14 protein-coding genes are annotated in these 18177 nt (G+C 73.9%); 8 read left to right on the top strand and 6 right to left on the bottom strand.

Annotation, left to right across the window (positions count from 1 at the left end; genetic code table 11):
* Positions 1 to 12: 12 nt before the first annotated feature.
* The 3 genes from ACFY29_RS21330 to ACFY29_RS21320 form a co-directional block, all read right to left on the bottom strand.
* Entirely contained in the window at positions 13 to 1074 is a 1062-nt protein-coding gene (locus ACFY29_RS21330) for a Gfo/Idh/MocA family oxidoreductase (protein WP_386988725.1), read from the bottom strand.
* 259 nt (positions 1075 to 1333) lie between these two features.
* Complete coding sequence (locus ACFY29_RS21325; RefSeq protein ID WP_386988722.1) at positions 1334 to 1999, bottom strand: response regulator; 666 nt, start codon at positions 1997 to 1999, stop codon at positions 1334 to 1336.
* Positions 1987 to 3279, bottom strand: coding sequence for a histidine kinase (locus ACFY29_RS21320; protein WP_386988719.1), 1293 nt, complete (start codon positions 3277 to 3279; stop codon positions 1987 to 1989). Before ACFY29_RS21320 ends, ACFY29_RS21325 begins: the two co-directional genes overlap by 13 nt.
* 193 nt (positions 3280 to 3472) lie before the next feature.
* On the opposite strand from ACFY29_RS21320, the gene ACFY29_RS21315 reads away from it, so the two are divergent.
* The 6 genes from ACFY29_RS21315 (at position 3473) to ACFY29_RS21290 (ending at position 10713) form a co-directional block, all read left to right on the top strand.
* Positions 3473 to 4168, top strand: a complete 696-nt coding sequence (locus ACFY29_RS21315) for an SDR family oxidoreductase (RefSeq protein WP_328425527.1) — start codon at positions 3473 to 3475, stop codon at positions 4166 to 4168.
* The gene (locus tag ACFY29_RS21310; protein WP_386988715.1) at positions 4162 to 5796 is read left to right on the top strand and encodes an MFS transporter; all 1635 of its coding nucleotides are present in this window, start codon (positions 4162 to 4164) and stop codon (positions 5794 to 5796) included. Before ACFY29_RS21315 ends, ACFY29_RS21310 begins: the two co-directional genes overlap by 7 nt.
* 211 nt (positions 5797 to 6007) lie before the next feature.
* Entirely contained in the window at positions 6008 to 6322 is a 315-nt protein-coding gene (locus ACFY29_RS21305) for a hypothetical protein (protein WP_328425531.1), read from the top strand.
* 57 nt (positions 6323 to 6379) lie between these two features.
* On the top strand, positions 6380 to 7159 hold the full coding sequence (locus ACFY29_RS21300; protein WP_386988712.1) for a TetR/AcrR family transcriptional regulator: 780 nt from the start codon (positions 6380 to 6382) through the stop codon (positions 7157 to 7159).
* Between the two features lie 169 nt (positions 7160 to 7328).
* Entirely contained in the window at positions 7329 to 8531 is a 1203-nt protein-coding gene (locus ACFY29_RS21295; protein WP_386988709.1) for a low temperature requirement protein A, read from the top strand.
* Positions 8524 to 10713 (top strand): hypothetical protein, encoded by a 2190-nt coding sequence (locus tag ACFY29_RS21290; protein WP_386988706.1) that lies wholly within the window; start codon positions 8524 to 8526, stop codon positions 10711 to 10713. Before ACFY29_RS21295 ends, ACFY29_RS21290 begins: the two co-directional genes overlap by 8 nt.
* Positions 10714 to 10748: 35 nt before the next feature.
* On the opposite strand, the gene ACFY29_RS21285 is transcribed toward ACFY29_RS21290, so the two are convergent.
* The 3 genes from ACFY29_RS21285 to ACFY29_RS21275 form a co-directional block, all read right to left on the bottom strand.
* Positions 10749 to 11144 (bottom strand): hypothetical protein, encoded by a 396-nt coding sequence (locus tag ACFY29_RS21285; protein ID WP_386988704.1) that lies wholly within the window; start codon positions 11142 to 11144, stop codon positions 10749 to 10751.
* On the bottom strand, positions 11141 to 11590 hold the full coding sequence (locus ACFY29_RS21280; RefSeq protein WP_355607477.1) for a hypothetical protein: 450 nt from the start codon (positions 11588 to 11590) through the stop codon (positions 11141 to 11143). The genes ACFY29_RS21285 and ACFY29_RS21280 overlap by 4 nt, the downstream gene beginning before the upstream one ends.
* Positions 11591 to 11963: 373 nt before the next feature.
* Positions 11964 to 12842: an alpha/beta fold hydrolase gene (locus ACFY29_RS21275; protein ID WP_386988700.1), complete on the bottom strand. Its 879-nt coding sequence runs from the start codon at positions 12840 to 12842 to the stop codon at positions 11964 to 11966.
* 154 nt (positions 12843 to 12996) lie between these two features.
* Here ACFY29_RS21275 and ACFY29_RS21270 point away from each other — a divergent pair, with 154 nt between their 5' ends.
* Together ACFY29_RS21270 and ACFY29_RS21265 are read left to right on the top strand one after the other, a co-directional pair.
* The gene (locus ACFY29_RS21270) at positions 12997 to 16314 is read left to right on the top strand and encodes a BTAD domain-containing putative transcriptional regulator (protein ID WP_386988698.1); all 3318 of its coding nucleotides are present in this window, start codon (positions 12997 to 12999) and stop codon (positions 16312 to 16314) included.
* A 124-nt stretch (positions 16315 to 16438) separates the two neighbouring features.
* A complete protein-coding gene (locus ACFY29_RS21265; RefSeq protein ID WP_386988695.1) occupies positions 16439 to 18010 on the top strand; it encodes a Na+/H+ antiporter in 1572 nt (523 codons plus the stop codon).
* Positions 18011 to 18177 lie beyond the last annotated feature (167 nt).

Here is an 18177-nt window from a genome sequence, read left to right as displayed (position 1 = left end):
TTCGATTCGCGGTCAGGAGGCCGGAACCGGAAGCACCACGCCCTCGGCCGCCGACCGGTGCGCCAGCTCGATCAGCTCAACGGTGGCAACCGAGTCCCGTGGATCCACGGGCATCGGCGCGCCATCCCGCAGCGCCGCCGCCACCTGCTGGTAGAAGCTCTGGTAGGCGCCGGGCTCGGTGGGCACCGGCCGCAGGTCACCGTCGACACCGAGCAGGCCGTACCGCTCCGGCGGGACCTCGCCCCAGCCCGGCTGGTCCGGCCGGCCGCCCTCGTGCAGCGCCGCCTCCTGCACGTCCAGCCCGTACGTCGTGTAACCGGCCCGGTCGCCGAGCACCCGCAGTCGCGGCCCGAGCTGAGCGGTCATCGCGCCCATCCACAGGTGCGAGTGCACCCCGGTGGCGTGGGTCAACGCCACGAACGCGTCGTCGTCGACCGCGGCGCCCGCGCGACGACGGTCCACCTCCGCGTAGACGCGGTCGACCGGGCCGAAGAGCTGCACCGCCTGATCGATGAGGTGGGCGCCGAGGTCGAACAGGGCGCCGCCGGCCTCCTCGGGACCGGCAAGCTCCCGCCAGCCCGGCTTGATCGTCGGACGGAACCGCTCGAACCGGGACTCGAAGCGGAGCACCCGTCCCAGCTCGCCCTGCTCCACCAGGCGGCGGGCGGTCAGGAAGTCGCCGTCCCAGCGGCGATTCTGGAACACGGTCAGCGGCACTCCCTGGCGGTCGGCCTCCTCGACCAGCGCCCGACTCTCGGCGGCGGTGGGGGCCAACGGCTTGTCCACCACCACCGGCAGGCCGGCGGTCACCGCAGCCCGAGCCATCGGCACATGCAGCCGGTTCGGCGTCGCCACCACGACCAGGTCCAGCGCGTCGGGCGCACGCCACAGCTCGTCGGCGTCGTCGACCAGGCGGGCGTCCGGGAAGTGCTGCCGGGCCTGCTCGCGTCGCTGCGGATCACGGGTCATGATGGCGTCCAGCCGCAGCCCGGGCGTCGCGGCGATCAGCGGCGCGTGGAACACCCGGCCCGCCAGCCCGTAACCCAGCAGACCGACCCGCAGCGCCTCCGCCATGCCGTACTCCCGTCTCCCGGTCCGCGTCTCGGTGACGGCGGTCCCGCTGATCGAATCTACGCCCCGGCTGGTCAGGCCCGACCCGAGCCCGGGTGGACAACGGCGCAGACCGAGTGGCCGCCCCGATCCGGGGCATCACTCGGTTGAGGGTGATACCTGTGAGTCATAGATATGACCCACAGGTATCACGCTCGAAAGACAGACATGCCCGGTGCGCGCCACGCCGGACTGCTCATACTGAGCCGCGGCAGCGCGCTGGTCAGGCGGCCGGGTCGGCGCGCAGGTAGGCGAGCACCGCGAGCACCCGACGGTTGGTGTCGTCGTTGGGCGGCAGGTCGAGCTTCAGCAGGATGTTGCCGACGTGCTTGCCGACCGCCGCCTCGGTGACGTGCAGCCGGCCGGCGATCGATGCGTTGGACCGGCCCTCGGCCAGCAGCGCCAGCACCTCACGTTCCCGGGCCGAGAGTGCGGCGAGCGGGTCACGCGGGCGGTGCAGCAGTTGCCGGATCACGTCCGGGTCGATGGCCGTGCCGCCGGCGGTGACCCGGCGCAGCGTGTCGACGAACTCGGTCACCTCCGCCACCCGGTCCTTGAGCAGGTAGCCCACCCGCTGGCCGTCGCCGCTGTCCAGCAGCTCTGCGGCGTACCCGGTCTGCACGTACTGGCTCAGCACCACGACCGGCAGTTGGGGCCGCTCGGCGCGCAGCGCGACGGCCGCGCGCAGCCCGTCGTCCCCCCGGCCCGGTGGCATCCGGATGTCGGTCAGCACCAGGTCCGGCTGGTGGGCTCGGGCCGCGTCCAGCAGCTCCGGCGCGGAGCCGACGGCGGCGCACACCGCGAAGTCGAAGCGGGTCAGCAGCGCGACCAGGCCCTCTCGCAGCAGCACCTCGTCCTCGGCGAGCACCACCCGGGTCACCGATGACATGGCAGCTCCACCCGGATCAGGGTGGGCCCGTCGGGCGGGCTGGCCAGCAGCAGCCGACCGTCGGCAGCCGCGACCCGGTCGGCGAGGCCGGTCAGGCCGGTACCCCGGGCCGGGTCGGCGCCGCCGCGGCCGTCGTCGGACACCTCGACGACGAGATCCGCGCCGACCCGGGTGAGGCGCACCTCGGCGCGGGTCGCCCCGGCGTGCCGGGCCACGTTGCCCAGTGCCTCGGACACCACGAAGTAGGCGGTGGTCTCGACGATCTCCGGCAGTGCGCCGTCGAGGTCGGTGCGCACCGTGACCGCGACGGTGGCCGCGTCGGCCAACTCCCGTACCGCGCCGGCCAGGCCGAGGTCGGTGAGAGTCTGCGGCCGGATGCCGTGCACCAACTGCCGGAGCATCACCATCAGACCCCGGGCCTGGTCGTGGGCGACGGCCAGTGGGCGGGCCGCGGGGGAGTCGTCGGGCACGTCCAGCCGGGCCAGGCCCAACTGGAGGGTGAGGCTGGTCAGCCGGGGTTGCGCACCGTCGTGCAGGTCACGCTCGATCCGACGGCGTTCGGCCTCGTACGCGCCGACCAGCCGGGTCCGGGACCGGGCGACCTCGCGCAGCGCCGTCGCGTCGACCGGCCAGGCCAGCGCCCACCGGGCCACGGCGGCCTGGGCGGCGGCGAGCAGCCCGGCCGCGTACCAGAGCACCGGGATGAGCAGCACACCCACGATCGCGTACGGGGCCGCCTCGCTGGCGGTGTCCACCGTGCCCCACACCACGATGACCTCGTTGGCGTCGCCGGCCAGCCAGGGGCTGGCGACCAGCCCGAGGTCGAGGAGCACCAGCAGCAGGAACACCCAGTACGCGACCGGAACGAACCCGCCGAGCCAGAACAGGTACGCCACCTCCCGCCAGCCGGCGGCGGTGCGGTAGCGGGCAGCCAGGCCCTGCCACCGGGACGGGGGCAACGGTCGGCCGTCCACGAGGCCGAGCCGCCACCGCTCGACGGCGGCCACCGGGAAGCTCGCGAGCGGCGCCAGCGCCAGCAGAGTGAGGCTGCCGACCGCCAGGAACAGCATGAGCCCGATCTCGGGCGGCCGGCCCTGTAGCCGTACCGCGTTGACGGCTGCCAGCAGCGGCGCGACGATGACGAGCAGCCCGGCGGCGAGCGCGCCGGCGATCGGCACGGTGCTGACCAGGTAGACCAGCGCGCGCCAGGGCCAGGCGGAGATCAGCCAGCGGCGGCGGCGCAGCGCGTCGGCCAGGTGACGGGGGTGTTCCGGGGTCATGCCGCAGACGCTAATCGCCAGCGTACGGGTCGACCCAGCCGTCCAGATCCACTTCTGAGGTATGCCCAGCCCTACCCTCGCCACCCGGACGCCGGCCGCAGGTCGGGCGGAACGGGTGTGGCGCGGCCGGAAATGGGAAGAACGCGCCGTCACGCGGCACCGCGTGACCTGCGTTGGCGGCGGCTGGAGTGACATGGGTGCCAGAACCTTCGTGGTGGTCGGCGGTACCAGCGGGCTCGGCCTAGCGGTGGCCCGGCTGCTGGTCAACGAGCACCAGGTCGTGGTGTTCGGCAATGTGGCGGGCGAGGTCGCCGCGGCGACCGACGAGCTGGGGTGCGACGGCGCGCTCTGCGACGTCTCCTCCTACGAGCAGGTTCGTGAGGCGTTCGCCGAGGTGGTCGGGCGTTACGGCAGGATCGACGGGGTGGCGGCCTGCGCGTCGATGTGGGCGGGCGGCGACCTGGCGGACCTCGCCGTGGAGCACATCCGGCGGGCCGTGGACATCAACGTACTGGGCATCACGTACCTGCTCCGGGAGGTGCTGGAGCACCTGCACCGGCAGGGCCACGGGAACGTGGTGTACATCGGCGCGCTGGCGCTGGCGGCCCCCCGGCCCGGCATCCCGGTGTACCGGGCCACCAAGAGCTACGGCAGCAGCCTGGTCGATTCGCTGGCCGAGGCCCAGCACAGCAACCAGATCAAGGTGATGCAGCTACATCCCGGGCCGATGCCGACCCGCCTGCAGGAACGGGTTGGCGCCGAGTTCCTGGACGAGGTGTACGCCATGCCCGAGCAGGTCGCCACCGAAGTCGTCCGGCTGCTGCTGCTCGAACCCGACGATCTCTACGTCTCCGGCGAACGCGTGCTACGCGCGGACGGGCGGTGGTGACGGCGGCAGCCGGACCCGCCGACCGTCCGGCCTCGGCGTGGGCGCCGCTGCGGACCGCTGCCTACCGCAACCTGTGGCTGGCCCTGCTCGCCGCCAACATCGGCACCTGGATGCAGACGGTCGGCGCGCAGTGGTTGCTGATCCACCACTCCAATGCCTCCACCCTGGTCGCCCTGGTCCAGACCGCCAGCCTGCTGCCGGTGCTGCTGCTGGCGCTGCCCGCCGGCGTGCTGGCCGACAACTTCGACCGCCGACATCTGTTGATCGCCGTGCAGCTGTTCCTGGTCGTGGTGGCGCTGGCGCTGACCCTGCTCACCGTGACCGACCGGATGCCGCCGGCGCTGCTGCTCACGCTCACCTTCGCGTTCGGGGTCGGGCAGGCGCTCACCCTGCCGGCCTGGGCGGCGGTGATCCCGGAGCTGGTGCCGCAGGGTCAACTGCGGGCGGCGTCCGCGCTCGGTTCGATCAGCGTGAACGTGGCGCGGGCGGTCGGGCCGGCGGTGGCCGGCGTGCTGATCGCGCGGACCGGTGTCGCCCCGGTCTTCGCGCTCAATGCCGTCGCGTTTCTGATCTTCACGTACGCGTTGGTGCGTTGGCGACCCGGCAACGCTCGTGCGGTCGAGGTGCCCGAGCGGTTCGCCGCGGCGCTGCGCGCCGGTGGCCGCTACGTGAAGCACTCGCCTACCGTGCGTCGGCTGCTGCGCCGCTCCCTGGTCTTCGTGGTCCCGGCCAGCGCACTCTGGGCACTGTTGCCGCTGGTGGCTGCCCGGCGGCTCGGGCTGGGCTCCGGCGGGTACGGGCTGTTGCTGGCCGCCCTCGGGGTCGGGGCCATCGTGGGTGGGCTGCTGCTGGCCGTGATCCGGGCCCGGCTGTCGGCCAATCAGCTCCTGCTGATCGCCGGGGTGCTGTTCACCATCTCGCTGACCGTGGTCGGCGCGGTACCGGTGGTGCCGCTGGTGCTCCTCGCCCTGCTGCCCGCCGGGATGGCCTGGGTGACGGTGCTGGCCAACGTCAACGCCGAGATGCAGCTCTTCCTACCGAGCTGGGTGCGGGCCCGGGGGTTGGCCGTCTACCAGGTGTGCTTCGCCGGTGGGCAGGCGGTCGGTGCGCTCGTCTGGGGGCTGTTGGCCGACGTGGCCGGGCTGGTCCTCGCCTATCTCGCGGCGGCGGGGTTGATGCTGGTCGGCACCGTGACCAGTCAGATCTGGCCGCTTCCGGACCTGCGGACGGTGAACCGTGACCCGGCGGCCTACTGGCCGGAACTGCACCTGGCGTACGAGCCGGACCCCGGGGTGGGGCCGGTGCTGGTGACGGTGCAGTACACCGTCCAGCCGGAGCGGACGCAACCGTTCCTGGTCGCGATGGACCTGGTGCGTGGTGCCCGCCAGCGGACCGGCGCGATGCGTTGGGGGCTGTTCCGGCCGGCCGAGACCACGAACCTGTTCGTCGAGGTGTACGTGGTGCCGTCCTGGGGCGAGCACCTGCGCCAGCACGGCGGCCGGTTGACGGGCGAGGACCGCCAGGCCGAGGAGCGGGCGCGGGAGCTGACCGACGGCGAACCGGAGGTTCGTCACCTGGTGCCGGCCGCCGCCGGCCCGACGCTGCGCGACAACGACGAAGGTGTGTGATCCGGCGGCTGCGCGTCAACGCGGCGTCACAATCGCGCTGATCGGCGTAGTGGACGCGTGAAAGCCGTCGCCGACGCCCGCCACGGTGCGCTGATATGGCCATTGGCGGGTCCGAGGTACGGGCCGTCGCCCTCGCCGGAGGCGTGCTGTGGTTGTCGATCAGGAGCAGAGGACCGCGGCGGCCGGCGGATCGACGCCGACCGGGATTAGTGTGGCGATCGGTTGGGCGGTCATGATCGGCGCGGCGCTGCTCGCGGGGGCGCTGTTCTCCCCGGCGGAACTGCCGGCCCGGACGCTGCTCATGTCTGTCGCCGCCGGGGCGTACGCGGCGGTGGTGGCCGATCTCCGCGCGGTCGTCGCGGTCACCGGGCTGGCCATGGCCACCTTCGTCGGCTTCCTCGCGCACCGCTTCGGTGAGCTGACCGGTGGCGGGGACGCCTGGTCGTACGCCATCGTGATCGCCTTCGCGGCCACGCTCGGGGCGGGATACCGCTGGTTGCGGTCGATCGCCCCGGCGGGCGACTGACCGTCGGGCCGGCGCGCGGCGTACGGCGTACGCCCGCGTTGTTAGGATTGCCGCACCATGGCGAGTGAGCGCAAGGCGACGGCGGACCCGGCCCGCAGCCTGGCCATCCTCTGGCGCACCCGGGAGCCGACCAGCCGCAGCGCCGGGCCAGGGCTCAGCGTCGACCGGATCGTCCGGGCCGCCATCGGCATCGTGGACGCCGAGGGCCTCGACGCGCTGACCATGCGCCGGGTCGCTGAGGCGCTGGGCGTCGGCACGATGTCGGTCTACACCTACGTGCCGGGCAAGGCCGAACTCGTCGACGTCCTGATCGACACGGTGTACGGCGAGATGCCCCGCGCCGCCGTCGCGGGGGACTGGCGGGCCGGGCTGGAGCGGATCGCCCGGGACAATCTCGTGCTCTACCAGCGTCATCCCTGGATGCTGCGGGCCGAGACGACGACCCGGCCGGTGCTCGGTCCCCACCTGCTGGCCAAGTACGACCACGAGCTCACCGCGATCGCCGACATCGGGCTCACCGACGTGGAGATGGACGCGGTGCTCACCCTCGTCCTCGGGCACGTGAAGAGCGCCGCGCGTGCCGCGTCCGAGGTGGTCGACCTGGAGCGGGAGACCGGCATGACCGACGGCCAGTGGTGGCAGTCGCACGCGCCCTGGCTGGAGACGTTCATGACGGCCGGCAGCTATCCGACCGCCGCGCGGGTCGGTACCGCGGCGGGCCAGCAGCACGGCGCCGCGTACGGGCCGGAGTACGCCTTCGAGTTCGGCCTGCAACGCGTCCTCGACGGCATCTCGGTGGTGGTCGCCGAGCGGGCGGCCGCCGGCCAACCCGGGTAGCCCGACCCGATCGCCAGCCGGTGTCGCCCGGTCCGGGGTACCGCGCCACCAGGGGATCGTCCGCCTCGACGATCGTGATCCGCCCGGACCCGGCGGAACCCGCCCAGCCACCGCCCTTCGGGTGGTACGACTGGGACGGCGGTGGCATCGGGGGCCGGGAAGGATGGCGATGGCGAACGGGCTTCCCGGGCGGCTGCTGCAGCGGCGGGAAGACCCGCGCCGGGCGTCGTTCCTGGAACTCTTCTTCGACCTGGCCTTCATCTTCGCGCTGACCCGGCTGTCCCGGGCACTGCTCAACGACCTCAGCCTCCACGTCGCCTTCCAGGTGCTCCTGCTGCTGGCCGCGATCTGGTGGGTGTGGTTCGTGACCGCCTGGTCGGCGGACTGGTTCGACCCGCGTACCCCGCTGATCGTCGCCCTGCTGCTCTGGGTGATGTTCGGCGGGCTGCTGATGGCCGCCGTCGTGCCCACCGCGTTCGGCGGGCACGCCATGGTGTTCGCCGTCGCGTACGTGGCCATCCACCTGGGCCGGGCCGCCCTGCTGATCCCCGCCCTGCGGGGGCACCCGCTGCAGGTGCGTACCGCCCGGGTGGCGATCTGGTTCGCCGCCTCCGGCGTGCTGTGGGTGGTCGGGGCGGCCGTCGCCTCGGCCCGGGAGGTGCTGTGGACCCTCGCCCTGGTCCTGGAGTACGTCCTGGCGCGCCTGGGCTGGCCGACGCCGCGGCTCGGCCGCAGCTCCTGGCCGGACCTCCAGGTGAACGGCGAACATCTCTCGGAGCGCTACCAGCAGATCTTCATCATCGCGTTGGGTGAGCTGATCCTGATGTCCGGCCTCGCGTACGGCGACTCCGGCTTCGACTGGCACCGCACCCTGGCGTTCGCCGGGGCGTTCCTGACCGCGGTGGCCCTCTCCCGGCTCTATCTGGTGCCCGCCGGCGGGCGGCTGGGCGCCGCCATCGAAGCGGCCGGGCCGCCCGGTAGCCGGCTCGCGCTGCTTGCCGGCTACCTGCACCTCGTCATGATCGCCGGGGTCCTGACCACGTCGGTCGGCATGGAGCTGGCGATCACCGACCCGAGTTCGCGCGAGCCGGCCGCACTTGCCGTGGCCGTCACGGGTCCGGTGCTGTTTCTGCTCGGGCGGATCCTGCTCTCGGTGGTGGTCGACGGCAGCCTGTCCTGGCCCCGGCTGATCGTGGTACCGATGATCGTGGTGGCCGGCTTCGCGAGCGTGGAGCTGCCACTGCTCGGTGCCGGCGCGATCGTCACCGTCCTGCTTCTGATGGTGATCGCGGCCGAGGATCTGCTGGACCGGAGTCGCTGGCGCCGATCGGCCCACGCGGGCGTGGCCGTTGAACGGCGGCGGCATGGGTAGTCACCCGGAGTCGCCGCGCCACCGCGACGGGCCGAGGCGGTACGACATCGTGGAGTTGCGCGTGCACGGCGTGTCCGGGGCGCGCCCGGAGCGTGTCCTCGACCGGGCGGACGTCCAGCAGGTCGCCGGCGACCGCAGTGGCGGCTTCCACCGCCCGGTGCCCGAGCGGCCGGACGACGCCGCCGACCCGGACGGGGTGACGCTGGAGGCGTACCGGTGGGGCGACCTGCCCTCGGGCACCGTGGCCCGGACGCTGTCCCTGGTCTTCCTGCTTCCGTTCATGCTCAGCAACGTGGCGGTCTGGATGCGACCGGTCGACCGGCGGAGCGGTCCCGGTGTTTCCGTGCTGTGCCGGCTACTCGCGCTCAACCTCACCGTGGTGTACGTGCTGTCGATCGCCGGGGTCGCGCTCGACCTGCTCGCCTGGCGGTGTCTCGAGGTCGCCCAGTGTCCGGCACCCTTCACCACGATGACCGAGCTCAACGGCCGGCAGGTGGGGCAGCGCCTGGCGGTGCTGGCTCTGCTCCCGGTCGCCGCCGTCGCCTTCCTCCGCCTGCTCGGAACCCGCCGATCCCGTCCGGCCGGCAACCCGCTGTGGGCCGTCGAGCCACTGGTGGGACGGCTGCGGGCGATCCACGTGGCCGCCGCGCTCGCCGTGCTCGACGTGGTGTTGCTCGCGGCCCGTTCCACCGGCGGCCGGACGGCGTGGACGACCGTGCTGCTGGCGCTCGGCGGAGCGGTGCTGCTGGCCTGCGTCGGCCTGCTCGCCGCCCCCGGGCTGCTGGACGGGGCGTCGACCGCGCGGGCGGCCACCCGGACCGCCGGTACCTTACGGGCGTTGGCGTACGGCCTGAGCGTGGCCGCCTTCGCCGCCGTCGCCCTGGACGGGCGCGACTGGCCGTCGTCGGCCGGGCTGCCGGGCTACGACCAGATCGCCGGCTGGGCGAAGCTAGGCCAGATGACGCTGCTGGTAGCGCTCAGCGGGCTGGTGCTGTGGCACCACGGCCGGGGGGACCGCCAATCCCCGCTGGCGCGTGGGCTGGGCGCGGCGGTCATCGCGGCTATCGCGGTCGGCCTGGCCGGCGCGTTCGCCTCCGATCTGGTCTACCAGACCGGGCACCTGCTCGGTGGCTACCGCGGCGACGGTGGGCCGCCGCTGTCGTACCGGTGGACGATCCTGGCGTTCTTCCTCCACGTGGCCGCGGCGGTGGTGCTGTGCGGCGCGTTGACCCTCACCTCGCGGCGCCGCCGGTGGCGGGCCGCGGCGGCGATCACCGCCCGGGACTTCCCGGTGCCGCCGCCGGGAGCCGCCGGGCAGCTGCGGCGGGTGACGAAGGCCATCGCCCAGGCGCGGTTCACCGAGTGGCTGGGAAGGCTCGCCGTGACGTACGCGGCGCTGGCGGCGATCGGCCTGACCACGAGCCTGCTGGGCCTGTTCGGGCTCGAACCGGACCAGTTGGCGCGGCGTCTTTTCGGGCTGCCGGCCGGGGCCGTCGGTGTCGGCCTCGCCGTGGGCAGCTACCTCACCGCCGGCGTGGTGCTCGCCCTGCTGTTGGGTGGGATCCTCGCCTACCGGACGGCGTGGTTCCGCCGGCACGTGGGGATCCTGTGGGACCTGGGCACCTTCTGGCCCCGGGCCGCCCACCCGTTCGCACCCCCGAGCTACGCCGACCGCGCGGTGCCGGAGCTGGCCGATCGGATCACCCAGCTCGCCGAGCGACACGCCGGGGTGCTGCTCTGCGGGCACAGCCACGGCTCTGCGCTGCTGGCCCTCGCGGTGCTGCGGCTGCCCGCGGAGGTGCGCCAACGGGTCGCGCTGCTCACCTACGGGTCCCCGCTGAACCGCCTGTACGCCCGGCTGTTCCCGGCGTACCTGAACGAGGAGGTGCTCCGCGAGGTGGGGAAGCGGATCGGGTGGCGGTGGTTGAACCTGTGGCGGGACACCGACCCGGTCGGCGGCTGGATCTTTGCGGCGCACCGGCCCGGCGATCCGCCTCTGGATCCCGCCGACCCCGCCGCACGGGTCGATCGGCGGCTGCGGGACCCGCGGGACGTGGTGCCGCCGTCGGGGGAGCGCCAGCCGCCGCCGTTGCGGGGACACCAGCCGGGCGAGTCCGATCCGGAGTTCCGGGCTGCGGTGCGCGAGCTCGCCGGACGACTACGCGACCAGGGCCGCACCTGAACGGTCGACGGATCCGGGTCGTCGGGAGCCGATCGTCACCGGTCCTCCGGCAACCGTTCGGACTCCGCGACCACCGCACGGACCTTGCGCAGGGTGGCGTCGGGCGAACGGATCGCGGCACGCCACCGGTCGAGCGTCCGGGTGAGCACCCGGACCACGAACTGCAACTGGTTGACCTGTTCGCGCAGCACCCCCAGCTCCGATCGGGCGCTCAGCGCCTCTTCCTCCAACTCGGTGATCCGGCTCTGCAGTGGTTGCACCAGGGTGATGGCGGCCTCGGTGAGGGTGTCGGCGGCGTCGGCCTTGAACTTGCCGCGTTGCACCACGACGGTGGCGATGGCGGCCAGGCCGGTGGTGCCGCCGAGGATGCCGAAAACGCTGAGCGCCACCTGCAGCCACGGGGGTGCGTCGGGCGCCGGTGTGGAGATCACGTGACACCGCCTTCTACCGGTGCGTCGCCTATGCACTGGCTGGCCTGGGCCAGCCGGCGCAGGTCGATGGCGATCTGAGCGGCTCGCCACAGGGACCCGACCGCGAGCGCGGTGATGAACGACGCCGCCGCGGTGGCCTGTCGGCCCGACACGACCAGCAGCGCCATCGTGTACATGCCGCTGATGGTGCCGAACACCAGGACCGACGCGAGCTCGATGCCGAGCCCGGTGGCGAGCCGGCCGGGCCACAGGATGCCCAGCATGCCGCCCACACCGACCAGGACCAGACCGATCTCCCAGCCGAACTGGATCGGCAACGGCATGGACATCTGGACCGACGTGGGTCGGACGCCGAGCAGCAGCATGAGGACACCGCAGATGGGAGCCATGGCCAGGGCGGCCATCTCGAACGGCTGGTGCCGGGACCGGATGCGCAGATGCCCCACGGCAACTCCCTGGTCGAGGACCATCGTCACCCGCCGACGGCCGGTGGGCGGTGCCGTGGTGGGCCTTGATCGGCCCCTGCGGTCCGCGTGGCAAGCCCTGGGTCGGGGTGTGGACGGTCGGTGGTCGAGGAGATGAGCGACTCGCCGCCGTTGGCTGGCCGGTTACTGCCTGTGTATCACCGGTGACCGCTTGGCGTCCACCTGGTGTCACGTCGCATATCCGCAGGTCAGGGCCCATTTTGGGGGGCGGAGGCCCGGCTTGTGCGCCGCGGGCCGGGAGAAGGGGTCGGTGGGCCGGCCACCATGGCGCTCAGTGACGGCGAGTGTCGGAAATCTTACTTGCCGTGACGTGGCGGCCGGCCCGCTGGATCGGTTAGCGGGCGAGCAGGGCGCGCAGTGCCCGGACCACCTCGGCCGGTGCCTCCTCCGCCATGAAGTGCCCGCAGGTGACCGTCCGGTGCTCCAGATCCGGCGCCCAGGCCCGCCACACCCCGGCCGCGTCGTAGCCGAGCGCCGCGCCCCAGTCCTGTTGCAGCACGGTCACCGGCATCCGCAGCTGGTTACCTGCTGCCCGGTCGGCGGTGTCGTGGGCGACGTCGACACCGGCGGACGCCCGGTAGTCGGCGACGATCGAGGTGACCGCGGCCCGGGACGCGCTCAGATACGCGGCCCGCACGTCCGCCGGCAACGCCTCCGGATCGCGGGTCCAGATGTCCAGGAAGTGGCCGAAGAAGGCGTCCGGGCTGCCAGCGATCAGCTCCTCGGGCAGGCCGGGCGGCTGCGCCATCAGGTACAGGTGGAAGGCGACCGAGGCGCTGGCGCCGTGCAGCACGTCCCACATGTCCAGGGTGGGCAGCACGTCGAGCATGGCGAGCTGGGTGATCGCCTCCGGGTGGTCGAGGCCGGCGCGGAACGCGACCAGGGCACCCCGGTCGTGCCCGGCCAGCGCGAAGCGCTCGTGGCCGAGCGCGGCGGCCAGCGCCACGATGTCGTCGCCCATTTTGCGCTTGGCGTACACGTTGCCGTCGGTGTCGACCGGCTTGTCACTCTCGCCGTAGCCGCGCAGGTCGGGGCAGATGACCGTGTGGTCGGCGGCCAGGTCGGCCGCAACGTGCCGCCACATGAGGTGGGTCTGCGGAAAGCCGTGCAGCAGCACGATCGCGGGCCCGGAGCCGCCCACGGCGACGTTGAGCGTCACGCCATCGGCGACGGTGACGCGTCGGTAGTCGAATCCGTTGATTCTGGGATCCACGGGGAACACCTTCCTGATGAGCGGGGCCGGCGCGGGTGGTGGCCCGTCGCCGCCGTACGTCGCCGAGCCTGCTCGGTGGTGATCAGCAGCCGGTCAGCGTCCGATCAGTGCCGGCGGCTGCGGCCGGCCGCGTGCACCTGCCTAGATTGGTGCCATGACCAGGCAGCCGACGGCACCCGTGGCGGTGACCTTCGGCGTGCTGGGACCGGTGACCGCCGCGGCCGAGCGTGGCCCGGTCCCGCTCAGGGGGCCCCGGCAGCGCACGGTGCTGGCCCGGCTGCTGATCGCCCGGGGCCGGGTGGTGCCGGTGGACCGTCTGGTCGAGGACCTGTGGGAGGCCCCTCCGGAGGGCGCGGTGGGCGCGATCCGGACCTTCGTCGCCGACCTGCGCCGGGCACTGGAGCCCGACCGGCCGCCCCGGCAGCCGCCCCGGCTCCTGGTCACCGAGCCACCGGGGTACGTGCTGCGGGCCGCCCCGGAGGCGGTGGACGCCGAACGGTTCGAGGCGGCGGTCGGCGAGGCGGGCCGGCTGCTGGCGGCGGGACGTCCCGCCCCGGCCCTGGCCGCGTTGGACGAGGCGCTCGGGCTCTGGCGCGGGCCCGCGTACGCCGACTGCGCGGGCGAGGTCTGGGCGGTCGCGGAGATCAACCGGCTGGACGAGCTGCGGCTGCTCGCCGTCGAGCGGCGAGCGGAGGCGCTGTTGGCGCTGGGCCGGCCGGACGAGGCCGCCGCCGACCTGCCGGCCCACCTCGCCAGCCACCCGCTCCGCGAGGACGCCTGGCGGCTGCTCGCGACCGCCCGATACCGCTCCGGACGGCAGGGCGAGGCGTTGGCCGCGCTGCGCCAGGCCCGGGACGTCCTGGTGACCGAGCTGGGTGTCGACCCGGGGCCCGAGCTGCGGCGGCTGGAAGCCGACATCCTCGCGCAGGCGCCACACCTCACCCTGCCGGTTGAGCCCGCCGCTGCGGTGGTCGCCACCCTGACCGCACCGGAGCTGACCGGACCCGTCGGACCGCGCGGGCCGGCGCCGGTGGAGAAGCGACCGTTCGTCGGCCGTGACGCGGAGCTGGACCGGCTGCGGCAGGCCGCCGGGGCCGCCGCCCGGGACGTCCGACCCACCCTCGCCCTGCTCAGCGGGGACCCGGGCGCCGGCAAGACGGCGCTGGCCGAGACGCTGACCCGCCGGCTCGCCGCCGAGGGCTGGACCACGGCGTGGGGTCGCAGCCCGGAATACGAGGGCGCCCCGGCCGCCTGGCCGTGGACGCAGATCACCGACGCGCTCGTCGGGCCGTCCGACTCCGTTGTGGCCGCCGGGACCGAGGGCGCGGGCGATCCCGCCGTGGCCCGTTTCCGCCGGCACCGCGCGGTGGCGTCGCTGGTCTCGGCGGTCGCCGACCGGGGGCCCGTGCTGCTGGTCCTCGACGACCTGCACCGCGCCGACGGGGACACCCTGGACCTGCTGACCGCGCTGCTCAGCGGTCCGCAGCCGGCCACCGGGCCGGTGCTGCTGCTCGGCACCTACCGGGCCACCGAGATCAGCCCGGCGCTGACCGCGACCCTGGCCCGGGCCGCCGGGCTGGAGCCGGTCCGGGAGTACCTCGCCGGCCTGCCCGAGCCGGCGACCGGCGAGCTGGCACGCACCGTCGCCGGGGTGGAGCTGGACCCGCCCACCGTGCGGCTGATCCACCACCGAAGCGGCGGCAACCCGTTCTTCGTTCGGGAGCTGGCCCAGCTGTACGCCGCCGAGGGTGGCGCGGCGCTGGCAGCGGTGCCACCGGGGGTGCGCGACGTCATCCGGCACCGGCTGGCGCAGCTACCCGCGCCGACCCGCACCGTGCTGCGGCAGGCAGCCGTCCTCGGCCGGGACGTCGATCCCGAGGTGCTCGGCACGCTGGCCGACGACCCCACGACCCTGCTGGACGCCGTGGACCGCGCGTTGCGGGCCGGCTTCCTCACCGAGCAGGACCCCGACGGGCGGCTGCGCTTCACCCACATCCTGGTCCGCGACACGCTCTACGCCGACCTGTCCGCGCCGCGCCGCACGGCCTGGCACACAGCCGTCGCCGAGGCGTTGCGACAACGGCAGCCCACCGACCCCGCCGCGCTCGCGCACCACCTGCTGCGCGCCGGTGGACCGGTCGCCGCCGGCCGCGCCGCGGTCTATGCCCGCACCGCCGCCGAGCAGGCGGAACGGGGCGGTAACCCGCATGAGGCGGCCCGCCTGTGGGGGCAGGCGATCGACGCGTACGACCGTTCCGGCGGGACCGACCGGCGCGAGCGGCTGAGCGCGGTGCTCGGCCTGGGGCGCGCGCTGGCCGTGACGGGCCGGCTGGCCGAGGCGCGGCGGCGCCGAGCCGAGGCGATCGACGACGCGGAGGCCGTCGGCGACCCCCGGCTGATCGGGGAGGTGCTGGCCGGCTTCGACGTACCCGCCATCTGGACCCGCAACGACGACGACCTCCTCTCCAAGCGGATCGTCCGGGCCGCCGAGCACGCCCTGGCCGCACTCGGCGTGCAGGACTCGGCGCAGCGCAGCCGGCTGCTGAGCACCCTCGCACTGGAGCTGCGCGGCACCACTACCGACCGTGGTCGCCGGGCGGCGGACGAAGCCGAGTCCATCGCGCGCGCCATCGGAGACCCCGGGCTGCTGGCGTTCGCGCTCAACGCCCGCTTCATGCACGCCTTCCACCGGGTCGGCATGGCCGGTGAGCGGGCCCGGATCGGTGCCGACCTGGTCGACCTGGCCGCCCGGCACCAACTGGTGACCTTCGAGGTGCTGGGCCACCTCGTCCGGGTGCAGGCCTGCTGCGCGCTGGCCGACCGGGCGGGCGCCGACACGCACGCACGCGCCGCCGACCGCCTCGCCCAGCGGTACGAACTACCGCTGGTCGGCCTCTTCACCCGCTGGTACGCCGCGCTGCGCCTGGCGCTGGACGGCGAGTCGGCCGCGGCGGCGGACGCGTACCGGGCGGCTGCCGACCGGCTGCCCACCGACGGCATGCCGGGCCTGACCCGTGGGCTGCTCCCGCTCGCCCTGCTCGGCCTGCGCCTGGCTGACGCCGTCGGGGACGACCGGCCGATTCCCGGGCCCGACGGCGAGGACTGGGCGGGCATGGACTGGGGCCCGCACGAGCCGTGGGTCCGGCCGCTGCTGCTGCTCACCGCCGGCGACCGGGACGCCGCCGGAGCGGCCCTGCGGGCCCTCCCAGACGGGCCGCACGACCTGCTGCGGGAGGCGCGGCTCTGCGTCACCGCCCGGGCGGCGCTCGCCCTGGACGACCGGGCCACGATGACGCGCGTCGCCGCCGAGCTCCGACCGGCCGCCGACGAACTGGCCGCCGGCAGCGGGGTGCTCACCGTCGGTCCGGTGGCCGGACACCTCGCCGACCTGGCCGCCGCCCTGGGCCGCGACGAAGAGGCGGCCGGTTACCGCCGTGCCGCCCGGGCGGTCACCGCCCGCGCCCGCGCCTGACCGCTGGCGGTGGCGTCACCCCGCCCCGGCGACTTGCCGGTTTCCCCCCGAACCGGGCGGCACGGTGCGGTCAGATGGAACCACCGGCGCGGCCACAGTCGGCCATGGATCGAGGGGGTACGCCGTGGAGGTGCTCGTCCTGATCGTGGTGCTGGGCGTCACCGTCCTGATCGGCACCACGCTCGGCGGCCGGTACAGCGTCGCGCCGCCGGTCCTGCTCATCGCGTTCGGGGTGCTGATCGGGCTGGCGCCACCGCTGTCCAACCTCACCCTGGAACCGGAGCTGGTGCTGCTGATCTTCCTCCCGGCGATCCTCTACCGGGAGAGCCTCACCATCAGCCTGCGCGAGATCCGGGCCAACCTCCCGGTGATCGGGCTGCTCGCCGTGGTGCTGGTCGTGCTCACCATGGTCACGGTCTCGCTGACCGCGCAGGCGTTCGGGGTGAACCCCGCCGCCGCCTGGGTGCTCGGCGCGGTCCTCGCGCCGACCGACGCCGCCGCGGTCACCGGGCTGGCCAAGCGGCTGCCCCGGAAGCTCCTCACCACCCTGCATGCGGAAAGCCTGATCAACGACGGCACCGCACTGGTGCTCTTCGCGGTGACCGTTGGCCTGCTCGCCGGGAGCGCGGCGCCGGGCGCGCTCGGCATCGGCGGGGAGTTCCTCGGGGCCAGTGCCGGGGGAGTGATCGCGGGGCTGCTGGTCGGCGGCGTTGTGGTGCTGATCCGCAAGCGGCTCGACGATCCGCTGCGCGAGGGCGCGTTGAGCGTGCTGACCCCGTTCGCCGCGTTCCTGCTCGCCGACGCGGTACACGCCAGTGGCGTGCTGGCGGTGGTGGTCGCCGGCCTGGTCCTGGCCTACGCCGGCCCTCGGGTGATCCGCGCTCGGTCCCGGGTGCTGGCGTACGCGTTCTGGGACCTGTCCACGTTCCTGATCAACGGCGGGCTGTTCGTCCTGCTCGGCACGCAGATCCCCCGGGCGGTGAAGGGCATCACCAGCACCTCGCCGGGGCGGGCGCTGATCATCGTGCTGGTGGTCACCGTGGTCGTCCTCGTCACCCGGCTGCTCTTCGTCTACGTAACGGCGGAGTCGGTGAAGTTGCTGGACCGCCGAGTAGTGAGCATGAGCCAGGGGCAGGGCAGTTGGCGGGTGGGCACCGTCGCCGGCTGGTCCGGCTTCCGGGGTGCCGTCTCGCTCGCCGCGGCCCTGGCGGTCCCGGCGACGACGGCCGCCGGTCGACCGGTGGCCGAACGCGACCTGATCATCTTTGTCACCGCGCTGGTGATCGTGCTGATCATGCTCGTTCAGGGCACCACCCTGCCGCTGGTGGTGCGCTGGGCGGGGCTGGTCGGCGACCCCGAGCGCGTCGACGAGTTGCGGCAGGCCCGACAGCGGGCCACCGAGGTGGGTCTGGCCGCGCTGCCGCAGGTCGCCGCCGACATCGGCGCCGGGGAGGACGCGGTACGCCGGCTGCAATCCGAGTACCAACGGCACCTGGATGACGTCAGTGAGGGCGTTGGTACTTCCGAGGAACGCCGCCTGGAACGCGACCTGCGCCTCGGCGTCCTCGAACACAAGCGGCGGGAGGTCACCCGGTTGCGCGACAGCCGGGAGATCGACGACCTCGTGCTGCGCGACCTCCAGGCCGCGCTGGACAACGAGGAGATCCGGCTGCTGGGTCGCGGACCCAACGAGTGACCTCGCCCGGCCTGACCCTCGGGTGCCGACGGCCGTGCGGGACGAACCGGAGCGGAGGTCTTGCCGCCGCACACCGCCACGGGCCCGACCGACGGATTGGTGACAGTGGCCAGCCCCTGTGGAGGGCACCCGGCCGTCCCGCCGCCGGGTACGGTGGGACGAGTCGG

The organism is Micromonospora sp. NPDC000668 (assembly GCF_042897975.1).
Lineage (GTDB): Bacteria > Actinomycetota > Actinomycetes > Mycobacteriales > Micromonosporaceae > Micromonospora.
Note: the sequence above shows the minus strand (reverse complement) of the source record. Positions and strands in the feature narration are given on the sequence as shown.